This is a genomic window from Pseudomonas sp. NPDC087346, from assembly GCF_044744235.1.
In the GTDB taxonomy this organism is placed as follows: domain Bacteria; phylum Pseudomonadota; class Gammaproteobacteria; order Pseudomonadales; family Pseudomonadaceae; genus Aquipseudomonas.
Map to the genome: position 1 here is coordinate 16,049 of NZ_JBIUXX010000005.1, position 24,413 is coordinate 40,461.

Annotated in this window: 26 protein-coding genes; 11 read left to right on the forward strand and 15 right to left on the reverse strand. The window is 59.4% G+C overall.

Features of this window, described 5'->3' with window-relative positions; all coding sequences use genetic code 11:
- Nucleotides 1-44: 44 nt before the first annotated feature.
- Genes ACIOZM_RS04615 through ACIOZM_RS04630 form a run of 4 tightly spaced genes read right to left on the reverse strand, consistent with a single transcriptional unit; the run spans nucleotide 45 to nucleotide 3,610 of the window.
- Nucleotides 45-797 carry an N-formylglutamate amidohydrolase gene (locus ACIOZM_RS04615; RefSeq protein WP_401209962.1) on the reverse strand — a complete coding sequence of 251 codons (753 nt, stop codon included), beginning with the start codon at nucleotides 795-797 and terminating at the stop codon, nucleotides 45-47.
- Nucleotides 781-2,112: a glutamine synthetase gene (locus ACIOZM_RS04620; protein WP_401209965.1), complete on the reverse strand. Its 1,332-nt coding sequence runs from the start codon at nucleotides 2,110-2,112 to the stop codon at nucleotides 781-783. The genes ACIOZM_RS04615 and ACIOZM_RS04620 overlap by 17 nt, the downstream gene beginning before the upstream one ends.
- Nucleotides 2,109-2,753, reverse strand: a complete 645-nt coding sequence (locus tag ACIOZM_RS04625) for an isochorismatase family cysteine hydrolase (RefSeq protein WP_401209968.1) — start codon at nucleotides 2,751-2,753, stop codon at nucleotides 2,109-2,111. The genes ACIOZM_RS04620 and ACIOZM_RS04625 overlap by 4 nt, the downstream gene beginning before the upstream one ends.
- 2 nt (nucleotides 2,754-2,755) lie before the next feature.
- Nucleotides 2,756-3,610, reverse strand: coding sequence for a MurR/RpiR family transcriptional regulator (locus ACIOZM_RS04630; protein WP_401209970.1), 855 nt, complete (start codon nucleotides 3,608-3,610; stop codon nucleotides 2,756-2,758).
- A 329-nt stretch (nucleotides 3,611-3,939) separates the two neighbouring features.
- Between ACIOZM_RS04630 and ACIOZM_RS04635 the strand changes: the two genes are divergently transcribed.
- Both ACIOZM_RS04635 and cobF read left to right on the forward strand, forming a co-directional pair.
- Nucleotides 3,940-4,509 carry a histidine phosphatase family protein gene (locus ACIOZM_RS04635; protein WP_401209973.1) on the forward strand — a complete coding sequence of 190 codons (570 nt, stop codon included), beginning with the start codon at nucleotides 3,940-3,942 and terminating at the stop codon, nucleotides 4,507-4,509.
- Nucleotides 4,509-5,264 carry a precorrin-6A synthase (deacetylating) gene (gene cobF / locus ACIOZM_RS04640; RefSeq protein WP_401209976.1) on the forward strand — a complete coding sequence of 252 codons (756 nt, stop codon included), beginning with the start codon at nucleotides 4,509-4,511 and terminating at the stop codon, nucleotides 5,262-5,264. Before ACIOZM_RS04635 ends, cobF begins: the two co-directional genes overlap by 1 nt.
- A 134-nt stretch (nucleotides 5,265-5,398) precedes the next feature.
- Here cobF and ftrA read toward each other — a convergent pair whose 3' ends face one another.
- The gene (gene ftrA / locus ACIOZM_RS04645; RefSeq protein ID WP_401209979.1) at nucleotides 5,399-6,373 is read right to left on the reverse strand and encodes a transcriptional regulator FtrA; all 975 of its coding nucleotides are present in this window, start codon (nucleotides 6,371-6,373) and stop codon (nucleotides 5,399-5,401) included.
- Between the two features lie 102 nt (nucleotides 6,374-6,475).
- Between ftrA and ACIOZM_RS04650 the strand changes: the two genes are divergently transcribed.
- From ACIOZM_RS04650 to ACIOZM_RS04665, 4 genes are all read left to right on the forward strand, one after another.
- Entirely contained in the window at nucleotides 6,476-6,904 is a 429-nt protein-coding gene (locus ACIOZM_RS04650; RefSeq protein ID WP_401209982.1) for a rhodanese-like domain-containing protein, read from the forward strand.
- Between the two features lie 331 nt (nucleotides 6,905-7,235).
- The gene (locus tag ACIOZM_RS04655; protein ID WP_401209985.1) at nucleotides 7,236-8,015 is read left to right on the forward strand and encodes an ABC transporter substrate-binding protein; all 780 of its coding nucleotides are present in this window, start codon (nucleotides 7,236-7,238) and stop codon (nucleotides 8,013-8,015) included.
- A gap of 198 nt (nucleotides 8,016-8,213) precedes the next feature.
- Nucleotides 8,214-9,326 carry a succinylglutamate desuccinylase/aspartoacylase family protein gene (locus ACIOZM_RS04660; protein ID WP_401209988.1) on the forward strand — a complete coding sequence of 371 codons (1,113 nt, stop codon included), beginning with the start codon at nucleotides 8,214-8,216 and terminating at the stop codon, nucleotides 9,324-9,326.
- A 331-nt stretch (nucleotides 9,327-9,657) separates the two neighbouring features.
- Nucleotides 9,658-10,374, forward strand: a complete 717-nt coding sequence (locus ACIOZM_RS04665) for an alpha/beta hydrolase (RefSeq protein WP_401209991.1) — start codon at nucleotides 9,658-9,660, stop codon at nucleotides 10,372-10,374.
- A 3-nt stretch (nucleotides 10,375-10,377) separates the two neighbouring features.
- Here ACIOZM_RS04665 and ACIOZM_RS04670 read toward each other — a convergent pair whose 3' ends face one another.
- A complete protein-coding gene (locus ACIOZM_RS04670) occupies nucleotides 10,378-10,944 on the reverse strand; it encodes a hypothetical protein (RefSeq protein WP_401209994.1) in 567 nt (188 codons plus the stop codon).
- A 113-nt stretch (nucleotides 10,945-11,057) separates the two neighbouring features.
- Nucleotides 11,058-11,840 carry a hypothetical protein gene (locus ACIOZM_RS04675; RefSeq protein WP_401209997.1) on the reverse strand — a complete coding sequence of 261 codons (783 nt, stop codon included), beginning with the start codon at nucleotides 11,838-11,840 and terminating at the stop codon, nucleotides 11,058-11,060.
- A 149-nt stretch (nucleotides 11,841-11,989) separates the two neighbouring features.
- Here ACIOZM_RS04675 and ACIOZM_RS04680 point away from each other — a divergent pair, with 149 nt between their 5' ends.
- Together ACIOZM_RS04680 and ACIOZM_RS04685 are read left to right on the forward strand one after the other, a co-directional pair.
- The gene (locus tag ACIOZM_RS04680; protein WP_401209999.1) at nucleotides 11,990-12,526 is read left to right on the forward strand and encodes a chalcone isomerase family protein; all 537 of its coding nucleotides are present in this window, start codon (nucleotides 11,990-11,992) and stop codon (nucleotides 12,524-12,526) included.
- Between the two features lie 193 nt (nucleotides 12,527-12,719).
- Nucleotides 12,720-14,039 (forward strand): Nramp family divalent metal transporter, encoded by a 1,320-nt coding sequence (locus ACIOZM_RS04685; protein ID WP_401210002.1) that lies wholly within the window; start codon nucleotides 12,720-12,722, stop codon nucleotides 14,037-14,039.
- Nucleotides 14,040-14,287: 248 nt separating this feature from the next.
- On the opposite strand, the gene ACIOZM_RS04690 is transcribed toward ACIOZM_RS04685, so the two are convergent.
- From ACIOZM_RS04690 to ACIOZM_RS04700, 3 genes are read right to left on the reverse strand one after another with little or no spacing between them, the layout of a single operon-like run.
- A complete protein-coding gene (locus ACIOZM_RS04690) occupies nucleotides 14,288-15,469 on the reverse strand; it encodes an acetyl-CoA C-acetyltransferase (RefSeq protein WP_401210005.1) in 1,182 nt (393 codons plus the stop codon).
- An 11-nt stretch (nucleotides 15,470-15,480) separates the two neighbouring features.
- The gene (locus tag ACIOZM_RS04695; RefSeq protein WP_401210007.1) at nucleotides 15,481-16,146 is read right to left on the reverse strand and encodes a CoA transferase subunit B; all 666 of its coding nucleotides are present in this window, start codon (nucleotides 16,144-16,146) and stop codon (nucleotides 15,481-15,483) included.
- A 24-nt stretch (nucleotides 16,147-16,170) separates the two neighbouring features.
- Nucleotides 16,171-16,869, reverse strand: a complete 699-nt coding sequence (locus ACIOZM_RS04700; protein WP_047300578.1) for a CoA transferase subunit A — start codon at nucleotides 16,867-16,869, stop codon at nucleotides 16,171-16,173.
- Nucleotides 16,870-17,101: 232 nt separating this feature from the next.
- Between ACIOZM_RS04700 and ACIOZM_RS04705 the strand changes: the two genes are divergently transcribed.
- Nucleotides 17,102-17,980: a LysR substrate-binding domain-containing protein gene (locus tag ACIOZM_RS04705; RefSeq protein ID WP_401210010.1), complete on the forward strand. Its 879-nt coding sequence runs from the start codon at nucleotides 17,102-17,104 to the stop codon at nucleotides 17,978-17,980.
- 55 nt (nucleotides 17,981-18,035) lie between these two features.
- On the opposite strand, the gene ACIOZM_RS04710 is transcribed toward ACIOZM_RS04705, so the two are convergent.
- The 3 genes from ACIOZM_RS04710 to ACIOZM_RS04720 form a co-directional block, all read right to left on the reverse strand.
- On the reverse strand, nucleotides 18,036-18,878 hold the full coding sequence (locus ACIOZM_RS04710; RefSeq protein WP_401210013.1) for an NAD-dependent protein deacetylase: 843 nt from the start codon (nucleotides 18,876-18,878) through the stop codon (nucleotides 18,036-18,038).
- A gap of 189 nt (nucleotides 18,879-19,067) precedes the next feature.
- The gene (locus tag ACIOZM_RS04715) at nucleotides 19,068-20,114 is read right to left on the reverse strand and encodes a class I SAM-dependent methyltransferase (protein ID WP_401210016.1); all 1,047 of its coding nucleotides are present in this window, start codon (nucleotides 20,112-20,114) and stop codon (nucleotides 19,068-19,070) included.
- Nucleotides 20,115-20,292: 178 nt separating this feature from the next.
- On the reverse strand, nucleotides 20,293-20,754 hold the full coding sequence (locus tag ACIOZM_RS04720) for a GNAT family N-acetyltransferase (RefSeq protein ID WP_401210019.1): 462 nt from the start codon (nucleotides 20,752-20,754) through the stop codon (nucleotides 20,293-20,295).
- A gap of 226 nt (nucleotides 20,755-20,980) precedes the next feature.
- On the opposite strand from ACIOZM_RS04720, the gene ACIOZM_RS04725 reads away from it, so the two are divergent.
- A complete protein-coding gene (locus ACIOZM_RS04725; protein WP_401210022.1) occupies nucleotides 20,981-21,793 on the forward strand; it encodes a class I SAM-dependent methyltransferase in 813 nt (270 codons plus the stop codon).
- 145 nt (nucleotides 21,794-21,938) lie between these two features.
- On the opposite strand, the gene pcsA is transcribed toward ACIOZM_RS04725, so the two are convergent.
- Nucleotides 21,939-22,661 carry a phosphatidylcholine synthase gene (gene pcsA, locus ACIOZM_RS04730; RefSeq protein WP_401210025.1) on the reverse strand — a complete coding sequence of 241 codons (723 nt, stop codon included), beginning with the start codon at nucleotides 22,659-22,661 and terminating at the stop codon, nucleotides 21,939-21,941.
- A gap of 271 nt (nucleotides 22,662-22,932) precedes the next feature.
- On the opposite strand from pcsA, the gene ACIOZM_RS04735 reads away from it, so the two are divergent.
- Nucleotides 22,933-23,691 (forward strand): tellurite resistance TerB family protein, encoded by a 759-nt coding sequence (locus tag ACIOZM_RS04735; RefSeq protein WP_401210027.1) that lies wholly within the window; start codon nucleotides 22,933-22,935, stop codon nucleotides 23,689-23,691.
- 86 nt (nucleotides 23,692-23,777) lie between these two features.
- On the opposite strand, the gene ACIOZM_RS04740 is transcribed toward ACIOZM_RS04735, so the two are convergent.
- Nucleotides 23,778-24,236: an REP-associated tyrosine transposase gene (locus ACIOZM_RS04740; protein WP_401210030.1), complete on the reverse strand. Its 459-nt coding sequence runs from the start codon at nucleotides 24,234-24,236 to the stop codon at nucleotides 23,778-23,780.
- Nucleotides 24,237-24,413 lie beyond the last annotated feature (177 nt).

Genomic DNA, 24,413 nt, shown 5'->3' on the forward strand with positions numbered 1-24,413 from the left:
GTTTACAGCTTCATGAATCGTCAGAGCATTTTTCAGAACAGTGTTTAAAGCAGCGGCGCGAGACGCTCGGCCCAGCGCGATACCGCGTCGGGGCTGCGCAGCAGATCATTGCGCACCTCGATCAGCACCGACTCCAGACCCCGGGCATCGCCATGCACCGGCACGGTCATGTCGCCCAGTGGGTCAATCTTGTATGGCTGGTTTCCTGCTGCGTTCAGCGAATGCTCGCCGAGACCCTCGAGCAGGCGTTGAGCATAATCTTTGGACTGGCCGAATAACACGCCAATTTCCAGGGTGCGCGGCTGGCCGTAATACACCGGGGTGAAACTGTGAATCCCCACCACACGCACCGGCAGGCCTTGGGCGATACGCTCATCGATGAGCGTCTGCAAGCGCGTGTGAAACGGTTTGAACAAACTTTGGCGACGATATTCGCGAGTGGCTTCGTCCAGCTCGCGATTGCCTGGCACCTGATAAATCTCGCTCTGCGGCGGAATGCTGTCAGGGGCGTGCCGAGGGCGATTGAGGTCGATCAGCAGGCGCGAGTAGTTGGCACTTAACAATGTTGCGCCAAGTTTCTCGGACAACTGCTCAGCCAGCTCCAACGCACCGATGTCCCAGGCAATATGCTCGCGGGCGGCGGCATCATCCAGGCCCAGATTGTTCAGGGCTTCGGGGATGTAACGGCTGGCGTGCTCGCACACCAGAATCACTGGGTGCGTCGAGTCTGCTCGGCTCAAGTTGTAGACCGGTCGGGTGTACAACCCAAGCTCGGCGGATTCAGTACAGGCGTGCATAGTGCTCACAAAGGTCGGCGGGCGAGAGCTGTTCCGTCAGCGCCAGTTCCTCGGTTTTAAGGGCGTAGTAAGTGTCGAGTAACGCACTCGGCAGCGCTTCATTCAGCGCAGCGCTGCGGCGCAGGCAATCCAGTGCCTGGGCCAGCGAGGCGGGCAGGGCAACGATGCCCCGGTCCTTGCGTTGCTCGTTGTTGAGTGAATCGGGGATCTCATCGGTAATTGCATTCAGCGCCAGACGCTGTTCGATCCCCAGCCGTCCGGCGATCAGCAGCGCGGCCATCGCCAGGTGCGGCGAGGCGGTGGCGTCCATGGCGCGGAATTCCAAGTTGTATTGCGCCGCCACCGATTTGCCGCTCAGCGTCACGGTCGGGCAGATGCGCAGCGCTGCCTCACGGTTTTGTTGCCCTAGGCAGGCGTAGGACGCGCTCCAGTGATGCGGCTGCAAGCGTTCGTACGAAACCGGCGTCGGCGCGGTGAACGCACACAACGCTGGCAAGTAATGCAGGACGCCCGCCGCCCAATGCTGGCCGAGGCTCGACAGACCATTGCTGGTGCCAGCGTCATACAGCATCGGTTGACCAGCCAGATCCAGCAGGCTGACGTGCAGGTGCACGCCGTTGCACACCGCATCCGCTGCAGTTTTCGGCGCGAAACTCAGGTCGAGTCCCATCTGACGGGCAATTTCACGGGTGATCTCACGCACGTTTACCGCACGATCCGCCGCTGCCACGCCCAGTGTCGGGCGGCAGGTGATTTCGTATTGGTGCTTGCCGTATTCCGGCAGGAACATCTCCGGCTCGACGCCGCCAGCGCGCAGGGCGCTGAGCAGCCAGCCACCAAAACTTGCGCCTTGACGCTGGGCTTCCAGCGAAAACGCCAGGTGTTCGGCAAATCCGGCGTGCAGGTTGAATTCGTGTTCGAACGCAGCGTTGACCTGCAAGCCCAGCTCATCGCGATAACGCTCGACTTCATCGCTCAACAGCGTACGCGGGCAAGCGCCCCACGCTCGACCATCGGTCTCGCGGATGTCACCGTGAATGAAGTCCAGCGCCGACGCTTCGGCATCCGGGCCGTTGCTGACGGTCACGCGACTCGCCAGATCGGGGATCAGGCGTAAATCACCGTAGGCGCCCCACGGGTTGGTCGAGGCGATGACGTCTTGCGGCGTCAACGCGCTGTTGGCCGGTACCCAGCCGCAGCCGGCCGCCAGATAATGTTCCAGCTCATCGGTCGGAAACGAGCGGCCACGGGTGATGCCGATCAGATCAGTGGTGACGATGGTGGTCATCGGTAGCGGCGTCAGGCGTTCGCTCATGGCCGCATCTCCTGCAAGCGGCCAAGCACGGTCTGAGTGTCAGTGATCCAGCAATAACCCTTGATTGCGTTCAGACAGGCGTGATGACGTTCGGCGCTATAAGTGGCGCAGGCGTCCTCCACCAGGGTGACCAGATAACCACGGTCGGCGGCGTCACGCACGGCCATGTCGACGCATTGATCGGTGACGATGCCGGCGATGATCAGGTGCCGGGTTTGCAGATTGCGCAGCACGTAATCGATATTGGTCGAGTTGAAGACCCCTGAAGAGGTCTTCGGCAGGACAATTTCGTTTTCTACCGGGGTCAGGTCTTCAATGATCCGTGCCTGTTCGCAGCCCTTGGGCAGGTGCATGTCCGACAGTTTGTGGTCCAGCGAGCGGTCGCGACCATCGGCTGTCAGGCTTTCAATAATCGTGTGCAGCACATTCTGCCGCGCTTCGCGAAAGGCACTGAGCAACCGGCGTTGATTGGGCACCACCTGCATATGGGCGCGGGTCAGGAAATACTCGGCGTCCGGACCGCTGAGGTGTGGATCGAACTGGGGTTCGAGCCAGGCGCGCTGCATGTCCACCAGCAACAGGGCGGTGTGATCGGTGACAAACGGCAAGTCCCGCGGCGAGCGGTGGGGAAGGCTGAACATCCTTATTTTTCCTCCAGCAAGTGAGTCGCGAAATCGTTGCGCAGGGCGTCGATGCCTTCAAGGCGATCGGCCAGATCCGGGCTGCGCAGGGTCAGGCAGGCAATCAGCGCTTCAACTTGAGCCAGCGCCGGGACCATGGTGTCGAACGGCGAGGCCGATTCCACCGGGGCGCTGATGATCAGGTCGGCCATTTCACGCAGCGGCGAGGCATAGATGTCAGTGAACAGCACCACCCGTGCGTTGTTTTTCTTGGCGGCGCTGGCAACGCGCAGGGCCTGGGTCTGATAGCGGCGATAGTCGAACAGCAAAACCACGTCCTGACGCTGCAGGTCGAACAGCCGATCAGGCAGTTGCGCGTTGTCTTCCAGCGCAAAGCAACCGGGACGCAGCAGGCGCAGGTGATTGAGCAGATAGTTGGCCATCAGGCTGCTGAAACGGCCGCCGAAGCAATACACCTGATGCCGCACATCGAGCAGCCAGTCCACCAGAATCCGCACGTCTTCAGGCTGGGTCAGGGCTTGGGTTTCCACCAGCAGGCGATGACTGTCGGCCAGGTAATGGCTCCAGGCGTCATCCTTGTTCAGGTTCGAGCGCGGTTGCAGCAAGGTGCGCGGCGAGCGCAGGCGATGGTCCATGTCACTGAGCAGCGCATCCTGGAATTCGGCGTAACCGCCAAACCCGAGTTTTTTCACCAGACGCACAATGGTCGGATCGCTGACGCCGGCATGCTCGGCCAGACGCGACATCGGGCCCAGGCCATTGCGAGGATACTGGTCGAGCAAGGCGCGAATCACTTTGCGCTCTGACGGCGTCAGTTCCAGGCCGGGATCGGTGATCAGGTCTCTAAGAGGGGGCATCCGGGCTCCTGCTGGATGGGGATGTTGAATTCGTTTCATAATCCGTTAAAACAGTATTTATGTAACTCACGCTACATGTCTAGTGAATTTTTAGTGGGCACGATTCAGCTTCCAAATACTGTGAGATGCCTGTGTAACAAGGGCTACATAGATGTCTATTGGGCTTGTAGTCCATTGCCCATAGGTGTGTCAGACATTGCCGTTTTTCACCTGCTAGGCAGGTGGCTGACTTTTCAACGATCTGCCCTGAAGCGCCCGGTTTACGGCACAATTGCCAACAGACTGGGCTCTTCCAGCAATTTTCCTGACCTCGGATCGAGTGATTTATTGTGCAAAGCACCCGTTTGACTTTGATTTGCCATGCTCGAACCGTCGCACAGAAATTGGCGAGTTTTCCTACGAACGAACCTGTTGAAAATTCGCAGTACACCTCCGACACACTGGCTATGCGATTCGCTTCCGCATCGCGTCTGTTATGCGGCCCTGAATTACGCACACAACAAACCGCTGGGTGGTTCGGCGTTCAGCCGCAGATTGATCAAGCGTTGCGCGATTGCGATTGGGGGCGCTGGCACGGTCAGTCGATCAAGGATTTGCAACAGATGGAGGCCGACGCATTACAGGCCTGGATCAGCGATCCGCACGCGGTCCCGCATGGCGGTGAGTCGATGGCGCAATTGGGCGCACGCGTCCAGGCCTGGCTGCTCAGTCTGCAAGGAACACCGGGGCATGTTGTGGCAATCACTCATCCGTTCGTGATCCGTGCGGCATTGATGCAGATCGTTCAGGGTACAGCCCCGAATGCTATCGATATCGAGCCATTGGCGGCAGTCGATTTACGATTCAACGGCATCTGGCGTCTACGCTTGCCCGGTATTGACGTGGAAGGAGCGTGCTGATGAAGAAACTCATGGTGATCGGCATCGGCGCCGGCAATCCGGACTACATCACGATGCAAGCGGTGAAGGCTCTGAACGTGGTCGATGTGTTCTTTCTGATGGACAAGGGCCAGAGCAAAGACAAACTGATCGATCTGCGCCGCGAAATCTGCGAGCGCTACATCACTGATCCTGCGTATCGCTTCGCCGAAGCCCACAGCCCGGAGCGCGAGCGTGGCGACGTGGACTACACCGCCAGCATCGATGATTTGAATCGCGCCAAGCAACAGACCTTCGAACGGCTGATCAATGACGAATTGGCTGACGGCCAGTGCGGCGGTTTCCTGGTGTGGGGCGACCCGGCGTTGTACGACAGCACGGTGCGTATTCTTCAGGAGATTCTCGCGTCCGGTCGCTGCGCCTTCGAGTTCGAGGTGATCCCCGGTATTACCAGCGTTCAGGCGCTGGCGGCGCAACACAAGGTGCCGTTGAATACCATCGGCCGCTCGATTGAAATCACCACCGGCCGGCGATTGGCGGCGGGGCAGGTGAGTGATACCGACAGTCTGGTGGTGATGCTCGACGCCGAAGACTCCTACCATCGGGTGGCTGATCAGGAGACGCAGATTTACTGGGGCGCCTACCTGGGCACGGCGGATGAGATTTTGATTAGCGGCAAGCTCAAGGATGTCGCGGACGAGATCGAGCGGGTGCGCAAGGCGGCGCGGCTGGAGCATGGGTGGATTATGGATACCTATCTGTTGCGCAAGCCCTAGATCGTGGGTGTCTGGGCGGGCCCCATCGCGGGCAAGCCCGGCTCCCACAGGGTTCGGTGGTGATTGCGGAATTTGTGAACCACATTAATCCCTGTGGGAGCGGGCTTTCCCGCGATGGGGCCCGCCCGGACACCTCAAGAAATCGCCCTGACTCCACGCCCAAACCGCTCCCGATACACCGACGGCGGCAACCCCACCACACTGCGAAACGCCACGCGAAAACTTTCCACCGAGCGATACCCGCAACGCTGAGCAATCTGCTCGGTGTTCAGGTGAGTGCTTTCCAGCAACTCACGAGCCCGAGCCAGACGTTGTTGCTGCAGCCACGCCTTGGGCGACTGGCCGCTGGCCTCGGTGAAACGCCGCAAGAAAGTCCGCTCGCTCATCGCGGCTTCGCTGGCCAGATCACGCACTTCAAGCGGCTCATGCAAGCGTTCGCGAGCCCATTGCATCACCCGTGACAGATCGCTGCGCGGTGTCGGGCTGACCGGTGTCGGAATGAACTGCGCCTGACCGCCAGTGCGCTGCGGCGACATCACCAGTCGGCGTGCCACCGAGTTGGCGACCTGCGTGCCGAAGTCTCGCGCCACCAGATGCAGGCAGGCGTCGATCCCGGCAGCGCTGCCGGCCGAGGTGATCAACTGGCCGGAATCGACGTAAAGCACATCCGGATCAACCGCAATCGCCGGGAAGCGTTCGGCCAGTTCCGAAGCGTAGCGCCAGTGCGTAGTCGCGCCGTGGCCGTCGAGCAGGCCACTGGCCGCCAGCACAAACACCCCTGAACAAATCGATAACAGCCTCGCGCCTCGGTCGTGAGCGGCGCGCAGTGCAACGAGCAACGCCTGCGGCACCTCGGCCTGACGGTCGCGCCAACCGGGAATGATGATGGTGCGCGCTTCTGCCAACAGTTCCAGACCGCCGTCGGCCAGCACCTGAATTCCGCCCATGGCGCGCATCGGGCCTTGATCGACCGCAGCGATGCGATGCTCGTACCAAGGGAAATCGAACTCCGGCCGGGCCAGGCCGAAGATCTCCACGGCGATGCCGAATTCGAAAGTGCAGAGGCCGTCGTAGGCCAGGATAACGACCAATCCAGGTGAATCAGGCATTTGGCGGAAAATTCCCGGTGAGCGTCTTGTGCGCCACTGTAGCGCTAACCGTTCGCCCGATAAAGTCTGTTCACACCCCTTCAGATGTAGGAGTAATACCCAATGACCAGTCTGGTTCGCGAAATTCCTGCCGCCCCGTCGGCCATTGCCCTGATGCATTTCAGCAACCGTCTGACCTTCGAAACCGATTGTTCCGACGTCTTCAGCAGCCAGGAGTCTGGCACGGTCGATTTTGTTCTGGTCGATGTGCGCGGTCCGTTGGCGTTCGAGCGCGGACATGTGCCGGGTGCGATCAATATTCCGGGGCGATTGATGACGGCGGCAGGGTTGGCGGAGTATGCGAAAACCACATTGTTCGTGGTTTATTGCGCCGGACCACACTGCAACGGCGCAAACAAGGCTGCGGTAAAACTGGCGGCGCTGGGTTATCCAGTCAAAGAGATGATCGGCGGCGTGACCGGTTGGCTCGATGAAGGCTTCTCGCTGGACAAACCTCTAACTACCCCGACACCCATCAACTGCGCCTGCTGACATAACTCCCGGTAGGAGCTGCGGTACGCTGCGATCTTTTGACTTTGCTTCACTAAAACAAGATCAAAAGATCGCAGCCTTCGGCAGCTCCTACAGGGGATTTGTGTGCTGTTTGATGACTTGTCCTACAGCCCTTGCACCGTCGTGGCGCACGCGTTGATCACGGTCAATACGTGCGCCACTTTTCTGTAAGTATTTGTCGCTTCTGAATAATTTACCCTGTGCGAGCCGCCATAGACTGCCGGCCACTTCGGTATTTGCCTGTAAAAAGCCATGACCGAACGCTGAATCGAAAGCTGCCAATAAAAGCCTCCGCACACAGGAGTAATAAATGAAGAAGCTAGTGATGTTTGGTGCCCTGGCACTGTCGATGTTGTCCCTGACCGCTGTGGCTGAAGACGCCAAGCCGATCCGTATCGGGATCGAAGCCGGGTACCCGCCATTCTCGATGAAAACCCCTGACGGCAAACTCACCGGGTTTGACGTGGACATCGGTGATGCGCTGTGTGAGCAGATGAAAGTCAAATGTACCTGGGTCGAGCAGGAATTCGACGGCCTGATCCCGGCACTCAAAGTGAAGAAGATCGACGCAATTCTGTCGTCGATGACCATCACTGATGACCGCAAGAAGAACGTCGATTTCACCATCAAGTACTACCACACCCCGGCGCGCTTCGTGATGAAGGAAGGCTCGGGTGTCAAAGACCCGCTGGTCGAGCTCAAAGGCAAGAAAGTCGGCGTGCTGCGTGCCAGTACCCACGACCGTTTCGCTACCGAAGTGCTGGTTCCGGCCGGTATCAACCTGGTGCGTTACGGCTCGCAACAGGAAGCCAACCTCGACATGACTTCCGGTCGTCTCGACGCCATGCTGGCCGACTCGGTCAACCTGAGCGACGGTTTCCTGAAAACCGACGCCGGTAAAGGTTTCGAGTTCGTGGGTCCGACCTATGAAGACGCCAAGTACTTCGGCGGCGGTGCTGGCATCGCCGTGCGCAAGGGCGATACCGAGCTGGCTGAGAAATTCAACAAAGCCATCACCGAAATCCGCGCCAATGGCGAGTACAAAAAAGTCCAGGACAAGTACTTCGACTTTGATGTGTACGGCCATTAATACGCCGTAGAAAAAAGTGGCCCCGCTGATGCGGAGGCCACTTTTTTTGTGCCCTAATTGTGATGAGAACCTTGTAGGAGTGAGCCTGCTCGCGATAGCGGTTGAACATTCAACGTTTTAGTTGACTGATACAACGCTATCGCGAGCAGGCTCACTCCTACAGGGGATCTTAGTGATCCATTATTCAGGAGTCTTCCCATGCAACGCATTGATCATCTTCTGCCCTGGAGTCATCTGGGCAGCGAACGCTCGCTCAGCGTGTTCCGTTACGGCGCCGGTCCGCGCAAGGTTTACATCCAGGCCAGCCTGCACGCCGATGAACTGCCGGGCATGCGCACCGCGTGGGAACTGAAAAAACGCCTCGCCGAACTTGAGCAACAAGGCCGTTTGCAAGGTGTGATCGAACTGGTGCCGGTGGCCAACCCGATCGGGCTCGACCAGCATCTGCAAGGCAGCCACATGGGCCGTTTCGAACTGGGCAGCGGGCAGAATTTCAATCGCTCATTCGTCGAACTCAGCGCTCCAGTGGCGGCGCTGATCGGCGAGCGTCTGGGCGCTGATGCCGAAGCCAACATCGCGCTGATCCGCCAGACCATGGGCCAGGTACTCGACGATCTGCCGGCGCCGGCCTCGCAACTGCAAGCATTGCACCGGTTATTGCTGCGGCATGCCTGCGATGCCGACATCACCCTCGACCTGCATTGCGATTTCGACGCGGCGATTCACATTTACGCATTGCCGCAGCACTGGCCGCGCTGGCAGTCGCTGGCCGCCCGTTTACAGGCAGGCGTTGCGTTGCTGTGTGAAGACTCTGGTGGCAGTTCGTTTGACGAATCCTGTTCCTCGCCCTGGCTGCGTCTGGCCCGGGCATTCCCGAGTGCAGCGATTCCTCCAGCCAACCTGGCGACGACTCTGGAGCTGGGCAGCATGGGCGACACCCGGGTCGAGCAGGCTCAGGCCAATTGCGAGGCGATTCTGGGCTTCCTCGCCGAGCAGGGGTTCATCAGCGGTGAATGGCCAGCGGCGCCAGAGGAATGCTGTGAAGGCATGCCGTTTGAAGGCACCGAATATCTGTTCGCGCCACACCATGGCGTGGTGAGTTTTCTGCGCAATGCCGGTGAGTGGGTCGAGCGCGGTGATGCACTGTTTGAAGTGGTCGACCCGCTGAATGATCGGGTAAGCACTGTGCGTGCCGGCACCAGCGGTGTGCTGTTCGCCATCGACCGTGGGCGCTACACCCAGCCGGGTATCTGGCAGGCGAAAGTCGCCGGCCGGGAGCCGATCCGGGTGGGCAAACTTATCAACGACTGACAAGTTTTCGCAGGATTTGCCGGCCTCATCGCTGGCAGGCCAGCTCCCACAGTGATTGATGTGATTCACAGGGATTTGCTTCAACACAAATCCTGTGGGAGCTGGCTTGCCAGCGATGGCGGCATTCGCAGCGCCACGATATTTGGATGTCTGGCATAGGCTGTTAGGCTCCCACAGTGATTGATGTGATTCACAGGGATTTTCTTCGACACAAATCCTGTGGGAGCTGGCTTGCCAGCGATGGCGCCATTCGCAGCGCCACAATATTGGGATGTCTGGCATAGGCTGTTAGGCTCACTACCGAACCCTGCACCCAGTGAAGGAAGGCTTTATGTTGAAGGTGTTTGCTCTGTTGACCCTCCTGGCGTCCACCGCCGTCCATGCTCAAACCAATCTGCAAAACGATCTGCCGCTCAAGTACCTCGCGCAGGTTCACCCTGATGCCGAGGCGCATCCGCTGGTGATCTTCCTGCATGGCTACGGCAGTAACGAAGCCGATCTGATCGGTATGAAATTTCAGCTGCCGGCCCAGTACAACTACCTTTCGGTGCAGGCACCGTTGGCGTTGGGTGAAGGACGTTATCAATGGTTTCGCAAAAAAGGCGAAGGTGCCTACAACGGCGAGACCGATGATCTGAAGGACAGTGGCCAGAAACTGCGGGACTTTATCGCGCAGGCGGCAAAGAAATATCACGCCGACCCGGGCAAGGTGTACCTGATCGGTTTCAGCCAGGGCGCGATGATGACTTACGAGGTTGGACTGCGTGAGCCCGTGGTGGTCGGCGGTTTCGCCGCGTTGAGCGGGCGGGTGTTGCCGGTGCTCAAAGCAGAACTCAAATCACAGCAACAACCGCTGCCGGTGAGCATCTTCATCGGCCACGGCACTGCTGATGACCGCGTGCCTTACAAGGATGGCACTGCGGCCGATGAGCTGTTGAAAAAGCTCTCATACAAACCGCAGTTTCATGCCTATCCCGGCGTCGGCCACAGCATCAGCGCGGCCGAACTGCGGGACTTGAACGGCTGGTTGCAGCAGCTCAATCCCTGAGGATCACTTTTCCTTGAGGATGGCTTTAACCAACGCATCGTGGCCAGCCTTGTCGCTGGCCCGGGAAATCACCTGCACCAGCGCCATGTGCGTGCCGGAACCGGCCAGCAGCGTGGTGTTGAGCGTCTGACCACCGCCCTGAGTGGCGGTGCTGTCGACCTGGCGCAGACCGAGGCCCGAGCCTTTCTGCGTCAGGCTTTTTTCGCTGAGTTTGTTGAAGTCCGGCAGCGCCTTGCGCTGGTCTTCGATGAAACTCGACACGCTGCCATCAAGGAACTCACCGTCGTTGTCCTTGACGTTATTGCCCTGGGGAATGGTGTTTTGCGCGGCGATGACCACGGTTTTGGTGTCTTCGTTGCTGTACAGCGTGCCCGTGGCGCCGGTCGGACTGGCCGGCAGCGGATTGGCGGTGAAGCCTTTTGGCAGGACAAAGGTGAACTTGCCGTCGAGCATCGAGACTTTCTCGCTGCTGACTTTTTCCTTGGCCTTGGCAGCCTGAGCGTTGATGGCGCCGAGGCCGGCAACCGCCGCCAGCAACAGGACGACAGCTTTCTTGCTGAGCAATGACATTCGAATCTCCGGTGGATGGTCGCGCTAGGCGGGCGATCATCCCACGCAGTGCCTCGGCACTCCAGCGCGACTCGTCTGAACATGGCTGGATTTTTGTAGTGAGGGAGCCTACCTCAGCCCTGAGTTTGTGGGCGTTCTGCCGCAGCCGGTTTGGCCAGCAACTTGCGGGTGACGCCAAGCATCGCCACGGACACCGCCACCCCGAGAGCAAACCCGCTCAGACCCAGACTTGGCAAGGTCAGCGCCGAGACCAGACAAAACGCCGAAAACGAATACATCCCGGTCGCCGTCGCGCGCAATAGTGCAGCGGTAAAGGCCGGGCCGCGAGTCTGCTGGGAAAACACCGCCATCACGCTGCCGAGCACCGGGAATACCGCGAGCAAACCGCTCCAGCGTTCGCCGACGGTGCTGGCGAGCATGGTCACCACCAGCGTCAGCACCGCGCCGGCGATCATCCGCCAGATCAGTTTGTCGGATTTCGGCACCGGGCCTTTGAGCACCGGTTGCACGCTGGGAAACAGATACGGCGCGGCGAGCAGGGCAGTGGCGGCTGCGGCGAGGGAAAAGCCCAGAGATGGCGGAATCAGCGACAGGATCAGCGCCAGCGATGCCCACACCGCCAGCGAAATCGTCAGCGCCCACGGCCAATTCGCTCGTTGCGCGACCCGCGCGTAGGTCACGCAGAACGCAATCATCGCGAACATCGCCGACAACGCCGCGACAGCCGATTGCGCAGCAAACTGCGGCCCCTGTTCAATCGCGAGGAAAAACAGAATCGGCCCGACCACCACTGGCAATCCCGACAGCCACCCGGCCACGCTCGGCCCCCAGCGTTTGCCTGCCAGCGAAATCAGCAGCAGAAAACCGGGAATCAGCAGCAGTTTGAGGATCAGCACGCGGGGTATCTCCGTCGGGGTGAGGAGCGGCCAAGGTAGCATTGGTCATAGTGGATTGCTGCATTGATCTACAAGTTTTGTATACAAAGTGCTGAGTCATATCCGCGGCTATGCTCTGACTATCAGGATTTACCGGAGTCGATGCCGCGATGAGCAGAACACTAAATGTGATGCGTGGGTGCTGCGGGATCGGCTTGTGGGCCTTGTTGCTGACGCCGACCTGGGCCAACTGGCAGGACGCGGTGCCCGGTGCGCAGATTATCGGTACGGGTGATTTCAGCGTGTTCGGTTTCGATGTGTACAACGCCCGGATGTGGAGTGCTGCGCGACCATTGGCCGACGGGCAGCCTTTCGCGCTGGAGCTTATCTATCGGCGCAATGTTTCCCGCGATGATCTGGTCAAGGCCAGCATCGATGAAATCAAACGCATGTCCGGCGCGTCCATCAGCCCGGCGCAACTGGCCGGGTGGCAGACGCAGATGCAGCAATCGTTCGTCGATGTGCAGGCCGGCACGCGCATCACCGGCGTGTATCTGCCGGGGCAGGGCGCACGGTTTTTTGTCGGGCAGCAATTGCAGCATGAAATTGACGATCCACAGTTTGCCCGGGCGTTTTTCGATATCTGGCTTGATCCGCGAACCCGCAATCCAGAGTTGCGCCAACAATTACTCGGTGTGAAACCCTGAATACAGAAGATCACATACCCCTGTAGGAGCTGCGGAACGCTGCGATCTTTTGACTTGAGCTTTTAGAAGCCAGATCAAAAGATCGCAGCGTTCCGCAGCTCCTACACGAGATCGTGATCTGTTTGCCGGGGTCTACTCCGCACCGGGCGAAACGTCTAAGCTGCGTCTTTCCGAATTGTTTCTGGATGTTTGCGTGAAATTCAGTTTGCCCAAAATCGCCACCGCACCGTTCTGCCCTCCGGAAGTCGCTGGCAGCGTCGAAGTCGATCCCCGTGCCTCGTTCTTCAAGCGCATGCTGCGTTTCGCCGGACCCGGTTTGCTGGTGTCGATCGGTTACATGGACCCGGGCAACTGGGCGACTGCCATCGAGGCCGGTTCGCGTTTCGGCTACAGCCTGCTGTTTGTCGTGTTGCTGGCGAGTCTGGCGGGCATGGTCGTGCAGTGTCTGTGCTCGCGGCTGGGCATCGCCACTGGGCGCGATCTGGCGCAATTGTCCCGCGAACGCTACAGCACCCCGGTCGCGCGGTTGCAATGGGTGTTGGCAGAAATCTCGATCATCGCCACCGACCTCGCGGAAGTCCTCGGCTGCGCCTTGGCGTTTCACTTGCTGCTCGGTTGCTCGCTGACTTTCGGCATTGCGCTGACGGCATTCGATACGCTGTTGGTGCTGGCCCTGCAGAACCGTGGTTTCCGCCGACTTGAGGCGATCATGCTGGTGTTGGTGGCAACCATTGGCGTGTGCTTCTTCGTCGAACTGGTGCTGATCAAACCGTATTGGCCGGACGTCTTCGCCGGTTTCAAACCGTCGTTGTCGGCGATCAGTGATGCCGCGCCGTTGTATCTGGCCATCGGCATCCTCGGCGCCACGGTGATGCCGCACAATTTGTATCTGCACACGTCCATCGTGCAGACGCGGATGATCGGCAAGGACCTGGCCAGTAAACAGGATGCGGTGACGTTGGCGCGTATCGACACCATCGGCTCGCTGGCACTGGCGTTACTGGTCAACGCGGCGATTCTGATCCTCGCTGCGGCAGCGTTTCACCAATCCGGGCATACCGATGTGGTGGACATTCAGGACGCCTATCACTTGCTTGATCCTCTGGTCGGCGGTGCGCTGGCCAGTGTGTTGTTCGGCGTGGCATTACTGGCGTCGGGGCAGAGTTCGACCTTCACCGGGACCATTGCCGGGCAGGTGATCATGGAGGGTTATCTGAACCTGCGGATTCCCTGCTGGCAGCGCCGGTTGATCACCCGTGGGCTGGCGCTGATTCCGGCGTTCATCGGCGTGTGGCTGATGGGCGACAACGCGGTGGGCAAGTTGCTGGTAATGAGTCAGGTGGTGCTGAGCCTGCAATTGCCGTTTGCGCTGTATCCGTTGATTCGCATGACCAACGACAAGCAGTTGATGGGGCCTTTTGTGAATCGGCTGCCGACCCGGGTTTTGGCGTGGGGGTTGTTTGTGGTGATCAGTGGCGCCAATAGCTGGTTGATTCTGCAACTGGCGGCGTGACTGAAAGTTTGTTGTCGTCTGGAATGGCCTCATCGCTGGCAAGCCAGCTCCCACAGTGACTGATGGTGATTTGAAGTTTTGCGTACACACCGACCCCTGTGGGAGCTGGCTTGCCAGCGATGGGGCCTTGAGAAACAACATAAAACTCAGGCAAAAAGAAACCCGGTGCAACGCAAGTCGCACCGGGTTTTTTGTTGCCAGCAAGCAGTAGATGTCGTGGATCTACCGCTTCCTGTTGAACTCTTTGCTTAAGCGCGTTGCAGCGCCAGTGCCACACCTTGACCGCCACCGATGCACAAGGTCGCCAGACCTTTTTTCGCATCACGCTTGATCATTTCATGCAGCAACGTCACCAGCACCCGGCAGCCTGACGCGCCGATCGGGTGACCGAGGGCGATGGCGCCGCCGTTGACGTTGACCTTGTCCAGATCCCATTGCAGATCCTTGGCCACCGCCAGCGATTGCGCGGCGAAGGCTTCGTTGGCTTCGATCAGATCCAGTTGCTCAATGGACCAGCCGGCCTTGTCCAGGCAGCGACGGGTCGCCGATACCGGGCCGATGCCCATGATCGCCGGATCAACACCGGCGTTGGCATAGGCGGCGATGGTCGCCAGCACTGGCAGACCGAGGGACTTGGCCTTTTCCGCGCTCATCAGGATCACCGCAGCAGCGCCGTCGTTCAGCGAAGAAGCGTTGCCAGCCGTAACGCTGCCGTCCTTTTTGAACGCTGGACGCAGTTTGCCCAGCGATGCAGCGGTGGTATCGCCACGCGGTTGCTCGTCGACCTTGAACGCCACCGGATCGCCTTTGCGCTGCGGGATCAGGATCGGCGTGATTTCATCGACAAAACGTCCGGCCTCAATCGCTGCGGCCGCTTTCTGTTGCGAAGCGGCGGCGAAGGCGTCTTGCTGCTCGCGGGTGATCTGGTATTTCTCGACCAGATTCTCCGCAGTGATACCCATGTGGTAATCGTTGAACGCATCCCACAGACCATCGCTGATCATGGTGTCGACGATTTGCGCATGGCCCATGCGCAGACCGGTGCGTGCGCCCGGCATCACATAGTTGGACAGGCTCATGTTTTCCTGGCCGCCGGCAATGATCACCTCGGCGTCGCCGCAACGAATCGCTTGCGCGCCCAGATGCAGAGCCTTCAGGCCCGAACCACAAACTTTGTTCAGAGTCAGGGCCGGCACGGCGAACGGCAGACCGGCCTTGATCGCCGCCTGACGCGCCGGGTTCTGACCGGCGCCTGCCGTGAGGACCTGGCCCATGATCACTTCATCAACCTGCGCACCGTCCAGACCGGTCTGTTCCAGCAACTGGCGGATCACCGCCGCGCCCAGATCCACGGCAGACACGCTGGCCAGAGAGCCTTGGAAACTGCCGATCGCGGTACGCGTGGCGGCAACAATTACGACGTCTTGCATTTTCGAATTCCTCACTGGGCAGCGAACTGCATTTCCGGTACGTGATCCGGGACGATCAGTTTACCAGCGGTTTTGGCGACGATTTCCTCGACGCTGACGCCAGGTGCGCGTTCCTTGAGGACAAAAGCGCCATTTTCGATTTCCAGATAGGCGAGGTCGGTCAGCACGCGCTTGATGCACCCGGCGCCGGTCAGCGGCAGGCTGCATTTGGAGAGCAGTTTCGACTCACCGTCCTTGGACGCGTGGGTCATGATTACGATGATGTTGTCGGCGCCAGCCACCAGGTCCATCGCGCCGCCCATGCCCTTGACCAGTTTGCCCGGAATCATCCACGAGGCGATGTTGCCCTCGATGTCCACTTCAAACGCACCCAGCACAGTCAGGTCGACATGGCCGCCACGGATCATCGCAAAGGATTCGGCCGAGGAGAAAATCGACGCGCCAATACGTGCGGTTACGGTTTGTTTGCCGGCGTTGATCATGTCGGCATCGATGGTTTCTTCGGTAGGAAAAGGACCCATGCCGAGCAGGCCGTTTTCCGATTGCAGCATGACTTCCATGCCTTCGGGAATGTAGTTGGCGACCAGGGTCGGAATGCCGATGCCGAGGTTCACGTAGTAGCCGTCCTGCATTTCGCGGGCGACGCGCTGAGCCATTTGTTCGCGGGAAAGTGCCATGTTTTTATTCTCCGTCAGCTTCAGTTATTTGCGGATGGTGCGCTGTTCGATGCGCTTTTCGAACGTGCCGCAAATGACCCGGTCGACGTAGATACCCGGGGTGTGGATATGCGCCGGGTCGAGCTCGCCGGGTTCGACGATTTCTTCGACTTCGACCACGGTGATCTTGCCTGCGGTGGCGGCCAGCGGGTTGAAGTTCTGGGCGGTGTGACGGTAGATGACGTTACCGAAGTGGTCGGCTTTCCAGCCTTTGACGATGGCGAAGTCACCGGTGATGGATTCTTCCATCAGGTATTTACGACCGTTGAATTCGCGCACTTCCTTGCCGTCGGCAACTGGAGTGCCGACGCCAGTGGCGGTAAAGAATGCAGGAATGCCGGCGCCGCCTGCGCGCATTTTCTCGGCGAGGGTGCCTTGCGGGGTCAGGATGACTTCGATTTCGCCCTTGAGCAGTTGCTCTTCGAACAACTTGTTTTCGCCGACATAGGAGGCGACCACTTTGCTGATCTGACGGTCGGTCAGCAGCACGCCGAGGCCGAAACCGTCGACGCCGCAGTTGTTGGAAACCACGGTGAGGTCACGGGTGCCTTTGCGCTTGATCTCGGCGATCAGGTTCTCCGGGATGCCACACAGACCGAAGCCGCCGGCAATCACGGTCATGCCGTCTTCAAGCCCGGCCAGGGCTTCCTCGTAAGAACTCACGCGCTTGTCGAAACCTGCCATATGCACCTCTTTTATTATTTGCGGGCGGCTGGCTAGCCGAATGGTTTGAGTGTCTCGCCGCTGAATATATTTGTTAAGTTGATTTTTAAGGTTGATTGATAGATAAAACTCAACAATCAACCCGATCCGGTAGGAGCTGCGGCACGCTGCGATCTTTTGACTTTGGATTTTTAAAAACAAGATCAAAAGATTGCAGCGTGCCGCAGCTCCTACCTTAACAAGTGTAGCGATCATGACTATTAAACAGATCCGCGCCTTTCTTGCTGTGGCCCAGAGCCTGAGTTTTGCCGTGGCTTGCGAGCGCCTGCACCTGTCGCAATCGGCGCTCAGCCTGACCATCAAGGCGCTGGAAGAAGGTTTGGGCGGGCGCCTGTTCAGCCGCAACACACGCAACGTGGCACTGACTCCCGAGGGCGAATCGTTACTGCCCTTGGCCCGCCGCCTGATCGCCGACTGGGATAACGCCGAAGACGAAATGCGCCAGCGTTTCAGCCTGCAACGTGGCCGCGTGACGCTGGCGGCGATGCCGTCGTTTGCCGGCAACCTGTTGCCACCGATCCTCAAGACGTTTCGGGCGCGTTATCCGAACGTCAGTGTCACGGTCAACGACGTGATCAACGAGCAAGTGCTGGAAATGGTCCGTGATCGCCAGGTTGAACTGGGCGTGGCGTTCGAGCCAATGCAGAACACTTCGCTGACGTTTACCCCGCTGTATATGGACCGCTTTGTGGCGGTGGTGCCGCAGGATTCGCCGCTGGCCAATCGCACGGATATCGACTGGCAGGATTTGTTGCAGGAGCCGTTTATCACCTTGCAGCGACCGTCCACGGTACGGGTGATGCTGGAGGAACACTTGCAGGCGCGGGGTATGCAGTTGCCGGTGGAGTTCGAAAGCCATCAACTGGCGACGGTCGGGCGGATGGTCGCCAATGGACTTGGGGTCAGCGCGGTGCCGGCGTTGTGCGCGGAGCAGATGCGCGAGTTAGGCGCACGCTGTCTGACGTTGCATGAACCGGCAGTAGAGCGGGCGATTGGTGTGTTGACCGATCCCGGCAATGAACTGTCGGCAGCGGCGCAGGCGTTGTTCGACATCCTCAAGGCCGGACACTGAATGCTGAAGGTCAAAAGATCGCAGCCTGCGGCAGCTCCTACAGGGGATTGTGTGGTCAGGTGGTCAGGTGTTGGGTCAGTAGGGGCAACAAGTGTTCGCAGGAGGCTTCGATTTTCAGGCTCAGTAAATCATCCGCCCGGGTCTTGCCCAGGTTGATTGCCATCAAGGGTTTGCCCCGATCCGCAATCACCCGGCACAAGCGAAACGCCGAGTACGCCATCAACGAAGAGCCGATCACCAATAACCCGCCGGCACTCTCGGCCGCGGCCATGGCTCGCGCCGCTGTGGGCTGAGCCACGTTTTCACCGAAAAATACCACGTCCGGTTTCATCCGCTCGCCATCGCAATGCGGGCAGCGCGGCGTTTGAAACCGAGCTTCGAATGCCGGATCAAGCAGCGTGTCGCCATCCGGCGCCTGCACCGCATCGACCCCGGCCAGATACGGATTCTGCGACTCCATCAACTGCTGAATCGCATCCCGCTCGCTGCGCTGACCGCAATCCAGACACAACACCCGATGCAGGCTGCCATGCAGTTCGATGACATCCTGACTACCGGCCTGATCGTGCAGGGTGTCGACGTTCTGGGTGATCAAGCCGCTGATCCGCCCGTGACTTTGCAGACTCGCCAATGCCTCATGAGCCGCATTCGGCCGAGCCTGACGCACCCGTGGCCAACCGAGCATCGCCCGTGCCCAATAGCGGCGACGTGATTCGGGGGCGGCGAGGAATTCCTGATACATCATCGGCTGCCGGCCACGGCGCACGCCTTCGCTGTCGCGGTAATCAGGAATGCCGGAAGGCGTGCTGATACCGGCGCCGGTCAGCACCAGAAAATCGTCATTGGCCATCGCTTGCGACAGCATGTCGAGGTGGTGGTGGATCGCGCTGTCGAGCATGGCAGTGCTCCGAAGAGGACATGGATGCTTCGCAGATTAGCACTACCTCTGTGGCGAGGGAGCTTGCTCGCGCTGGACTGCGCAGCAGCCCCATCCTTGATTATCAAGAAGGGCCGCTTCGCGCCCCAGCGGGAGCAAGCTCCCTCGCCACAAAAACTTTTTCACCCAATGGCTTTCACACATCAGTGGTTACTTGCGTGCCTCCAGAATCAGGTTGAATGGAGTTTGCGTCGCCCGACGAAACTGGCTAAAACCTGCATCAGTGAAAACCTTGCGCAGCCGCGCCTCGCCCGCCTGAGCACCCAGTCCAAGGCCGACTTCCTGGGACAGCGAATTCGGCGTGCAGATAAACGTCGAGGCCGCGTAAAACAACCGTCCGACCGGTGTGATGTTGTCGTCGAGTGAATCATTGGCAAACGGCTCGACCAGCAACACCGTCCCGTCATCCTTCAGCGACTCGAACGCATGGCGGGCCGCACCGACCGGATCGCCCATATCGTGCAGACAGTCGAAATAGCAGATCAGGTCATAATCATCGCCGGGATAGCTTTTCGCCGTGCCCTGGAAGAACCGCACGCGGTTGCTGACTTTTCCTTCTTCAGCACGTTGGTTGGCGACGGTGATTGACGGTGCGTGGTAATCGAATCCGACAAACCGCGAGTTGGGAAAAGCCTGAGCCATGATCACCGTCGACGCACCGTGTCCGCAGCCGATGTCTGCCACTTTTGCCCCGGATTCAAGTTTGGCCACCACACCGTCGAGGGCCGGCAGCCATTCGGCAATCAAATGGCCCTTGTAGCCGGGGCGGAAGAACCGTTCGGTACCGCTGAACATGCACGGATGATGATCGCCCCAGGGCAGGGCGCCATTGCCGCGCATGGCTTTGACCAGTTTGTCCTTGTCGTGGAAAAACGACGCAACGACGCCCAGGCCACCTGCGACGTACACCGATGAGTCCTCTATGGCCAGCGCCAGTGCCTGTTCTTCCGGCAAACGAAACTGGCCGCTGGAGTGTTCCATATAACCGGACGCGACATGGGCACTGAGCCATTCGCGGACCAGTCGCGGGTTGCAGGTGGTTTTTGCAGCAAGGTTTTCCGGGCTGATCGGCAGGCTGTCGGCCATCGCCCGGTACAGCCCGAGTTCTTCGCCGACGATGACGTTGGCGAGCATCGCTGCGCCACCCATGTCGTTGACGAGTTTGTCCATGAATTGGTTGAGTTTGAGTTCGTCCATGATGCTGCTCCTGTACTGGAACACGATCCAGAGGTCTTGCTGATCCCAGGCACTACACCTCTGGGGGCCATCAGTCTACGAAGCAACGAGGGTGTTCGATACTGTCAGATATGACAGGTATGAAGAGATGGTTTCTTATGCCTTTGCACCCGCTGAGCAGTGCTTTGCAATCAAGGCCTCACAAGTCACGCACCATCAGCGTGTGTTCGTTGTCCCAGGCGTGAAACCGCTCCACAACCCTCCAGCCGCGTTTGGCGTAGTAGTCCTGTTGGTTCTGCGTGTGCAGATACAGGTGCGCCAGACCACGGCTTTTCGCTTGCTGGCAAACCCCGTCGATCAAGCGCTCCGCCAGACCCTGGCCACGAGCCTCGGGGCTGACAAATACACAGGCCAGCCAAGGGCCGAGATCGGGTCGATGCGCCAGATCCTCGCGGGCCAGCGCCGCCCCGCCGAGCAGGCGTCCGTCGTCCAGAGCGATCAGGCACGGCCAATTGCCGTTGCTTTGGCCTTGGGCGAATTCCGCTTGCCACTCTGTCAGTGGCTGGTGCGCGTATTCGTAGTGAAACTGCCGATGAATCCATTCGGCGTAAGTGTCGCTGTGCTGCATGTGCTGCGCGAGCCAGTCGAGGTGCAAAGTCATTGGGGGAATCCGTTCGGAAGGGGTGGCCGACATGAAAAATCATTCCCGGGCGACTGGCAATCCCGAGGGTGTTGCGGCGGCTTTACAAATTCCCGCCACTCATCGGCCAACACGCGGTTTTGCGCGCCTGGCGGACGATCGGCAAAGACGCCGGTCAGGCTCGGCGCGATAGTGGGCGAGCAGGGCGCTGTCGACCTGTTACCGATATGAAACGGAGCTCGAAGCCATGAGTACCCCGATTGATCTGACGGCCCTGAAAGAACGCCAGAAAGTCGCTTGGGCCAGCGGCGATTACGCGGTGATTGGCACCACATTGCAAATTGTTGGTGAAAACCTCGCCGAGGCCTGCGACCTGCGCTGCGATGAAGAAGTGCTGGATGTCGCCGCTGGCAACGGCAATGCGACATTGGCAGCGGCGCGACGCGGTTGTCTGGTGATGTCCACCGACTACGTTGCGGCGCTGTTGGAGCGCGGGCAGGATCGGGCTCGGGCGGAGCATCTGGACGTGACGTTCCAGGTCGCTGATGCCGAAGCGCTGCCGTTCGAAGACGATAGTTTTGACGCGGTGCTTTCGACTTTTGGTGTGATGTTCGCGCCGGATCAGTCGCAGGCGGCTGCCGAACTGGCGCGGGTCTGTCGGCGTGGCGGACGCATTGGTCTGGCCAACTGGACGCCTGAAGGCTTTGTCGGCCAGATGTTCAAGGTCCTCGGCCGGCATCTACCGCCTCCCGCCAGTGCCCAGCCACCCTCGAACTGGGGGACGGAAGCCTGGTTGCACACACACTTCGACGAGCGCGATTTTCTGCTGCAAGTCACCCGCCGTACCTTCAACTTTCGCTATCGGTCGGCGGCACACTTCATCGACATCTTCCGCCACTGGTACGGGCCGGTGCACAAAGCTTTCGCGGCACTCCCGCCGGAAAGCGGGCTGGCGCTGGAGAGCGATCTGGCGGAACTGTTGAACAAGATGAATCGTGCGGGCGAGGGTTCGCTGGTGGTGCCGAGTGAGTATCTGGAGGTGGTGATTACCAAGCGCTGATCTCCACTGAACTTCAAATCAGTGGAGATCTCTGTGGGAGCTGGCTTGCCAGCGATGGCGGAGTGTCTGTCGACATCTTTTTGACAGAAAGATCGCTATCGCTGGCAAGCCAGCTCCCACAAGGTTTCGCGTGTGGCCTAGAGGGTTATTTCGATGGTGATTTATCAAACCACTCCAGCGCCGTGCGCCAGATGCAGATGCCGAGGAAGTACGCCGACATCAGCAGCCACAGCCCCATCACCAGCGGGTTGATCACCGGGTGATTGAGTACCAGCGACAGGCTGCACAGCAACCAGATCGCCGTTACCGCGATGTTGATCGGCATGAACCGGCGCACACGGAATGGATGCAGGAATTTCATCTGCGTCACGGTCAGCAGCGCCAGGCCGATCACGGTCAGAAAAGTGATCCATGGCCCTGGCCCGATGATGTACAGGCACAGCGCGACCACGTTCCATGCGGCAGGGAAACCGACAAAGTAGTTGTCCTTGCTCTTCATGTTGACGTTGCAGAAGCAGAACAGTGACGAGACCAGAATCAGCGACACGGTCAGCAACAGCGTGTAGTCCGGAAGAGGAATGTAGCGATAGATGAACAGCGCCGGGATGAATACATAAGTCAGGTAATCGATCACCAGATCGAGGATCGAACCGTCGAAACTCGGCAGCACCGATTGCACATTGACCTTGCGCGCAAGGGCACCGTCGAGTCCGTCGACGATCAGCGCCACGCCCAGCCACATCAGGCAATGGGTCGGCTGATTTTCCAGCAGCGCCAGGGTGGCGAGAAACGCGGTGACCACGCCGGTCGCGGTAAAACCATGGGCGCCCCATGCTTTGAGTCTGGCAATGTGTACGGTCGATATCACGGGGGCATTCTCCAGAAAATGAAGCCAGCCGGTTGTTACCCTGAAACAGCCCTGAGGCAGCAAGGGCGTCGGCAAACCGGGTCGGGTTGCAGCTATCGACCGGTTTCGCCGGGATAAGGTTCACCATCCTTGAATCTTAGCCTGCCGCAGGAAAAATACTTCGGCGAAATCCGCCGATAACGCCGGGCTTCAGCCGGACGGTGCTGGCGTGATGGTTGCGGCGGTCTATCGTTGTCTGACGCAGTTACTGCCCATGCCTGAGGACGACATCATGAACACCAGTGATTTGCTCGAACAACTGCTTCGCAGCCAGGTTTCGGGAGGACAACAAAGTGGTGCCTCGGCCGGTGGCGGGCTGGGCGGATTGGGAGGCTTGCTCGGCGGTCTGCTGGGCGGTGGCGGTTCGACTGGCGCCGCGAGTGGCGGGGCGGGCGGCGGGTTGGGCGGTTTGCTCGGTGGATTGTTGGGCGGAGGCGGAGGCGGTGGTGGCGGTGGACTGGGTGGCGCACTGGGTGGCGGCACGCAAAGCCGTTCCGGCGGCGGTACCAATTACGCGGCGCTCGCCTCGTTGGGCATGATGGCCTATCAGGCGTACCAGGCCTGGCAAAGCAGCCAGGCCAGCGCCGCGCCGCAACAGATTCCGCAAACCGCGAATCTGCTGGCCGGTCCCGACATCGAAGAACACAGCCACGCGGTGCTGCGTGCGTTGGTTGGCGCAGCCAAGGCAGACGGACGCATCGATGACGCTGAACAGAAGATGATCAGTGCCGAAATCGGCAAACACACTGACGATCCGCAGTTGCAGCAATGGCTTGATGCCGAAGTCGCCAAGCCGCTGGACGCAACTGAAGTGGCCGGCGCCTCAAAGAACGATCCGGCAGTGGCTGCCGAGATGTATCTGGCCAGTGTGATGTTGGTGAACGATCAGGAAGACGCCGAGCGCAGTTATCTGGATGAGTTGGCGGCGGCGTTGCAGATCGACCCGCAATTGCAGGTGCATCTGGAGCAGCAGGCCAAGGGCCAGGCCTGAATCAAAGTCAAAAGATCGCAGCGTGCCGCAGCTCCTACAGGGAACGCATTTCAATGTAGGAACTGCGATCTTTTGATCGTGCGATTTCAAAGCCAAATCGCATCCCAAAGCGGATAGTCGCCCAGTCGAGTTACCAGCCCCGCTCGCAATGGATTCATGACGATATAGCGAGCGGCCGCTTTCAGATCTTCATCCCGGCGCATTGCCCGGTCGTGATAGCCGCGCTGCCATAACCGGCCTTCACGCCCGAGTTGCAAATTGATCGATTGGCAGCTTCTGGATTTCAGATGGCGCATAACGTCTGCCAAGGAGTCTTGTTGTAGCTCAATCAGCCAGTGCAGGTGATCCGGCATTACGACCCATGCGAGTGAACTGGCAGCGGGTGAATCGTCTATAACTCGCATCTGCTCGATTACCAATCTCCCAAGTCGCCAATCGGAAAATACAGGTTTTCGCTGATCCACAACTGCCGTGAGCAAGTAAATTCGACCACTCTCGGAAAATCTTCCTTTGCGCAGATGGCAGGCTTTTGCAGCTTCAGGCATTCCATTGCCCTCCTTTTAATAGTCGCTTTCAAACGTTAGCCGGTTTGCTGCGCTTGGTGAGTTGAAGTCATTACCCGATGTATCAAGATCAAAAGATCGCCGCGCCCCCCTGTAGGAGCTGCGGCACGCTGCGATCTTTTGATCTTCGGACCCCGTCCGTCAGCACAGTTTTTACAT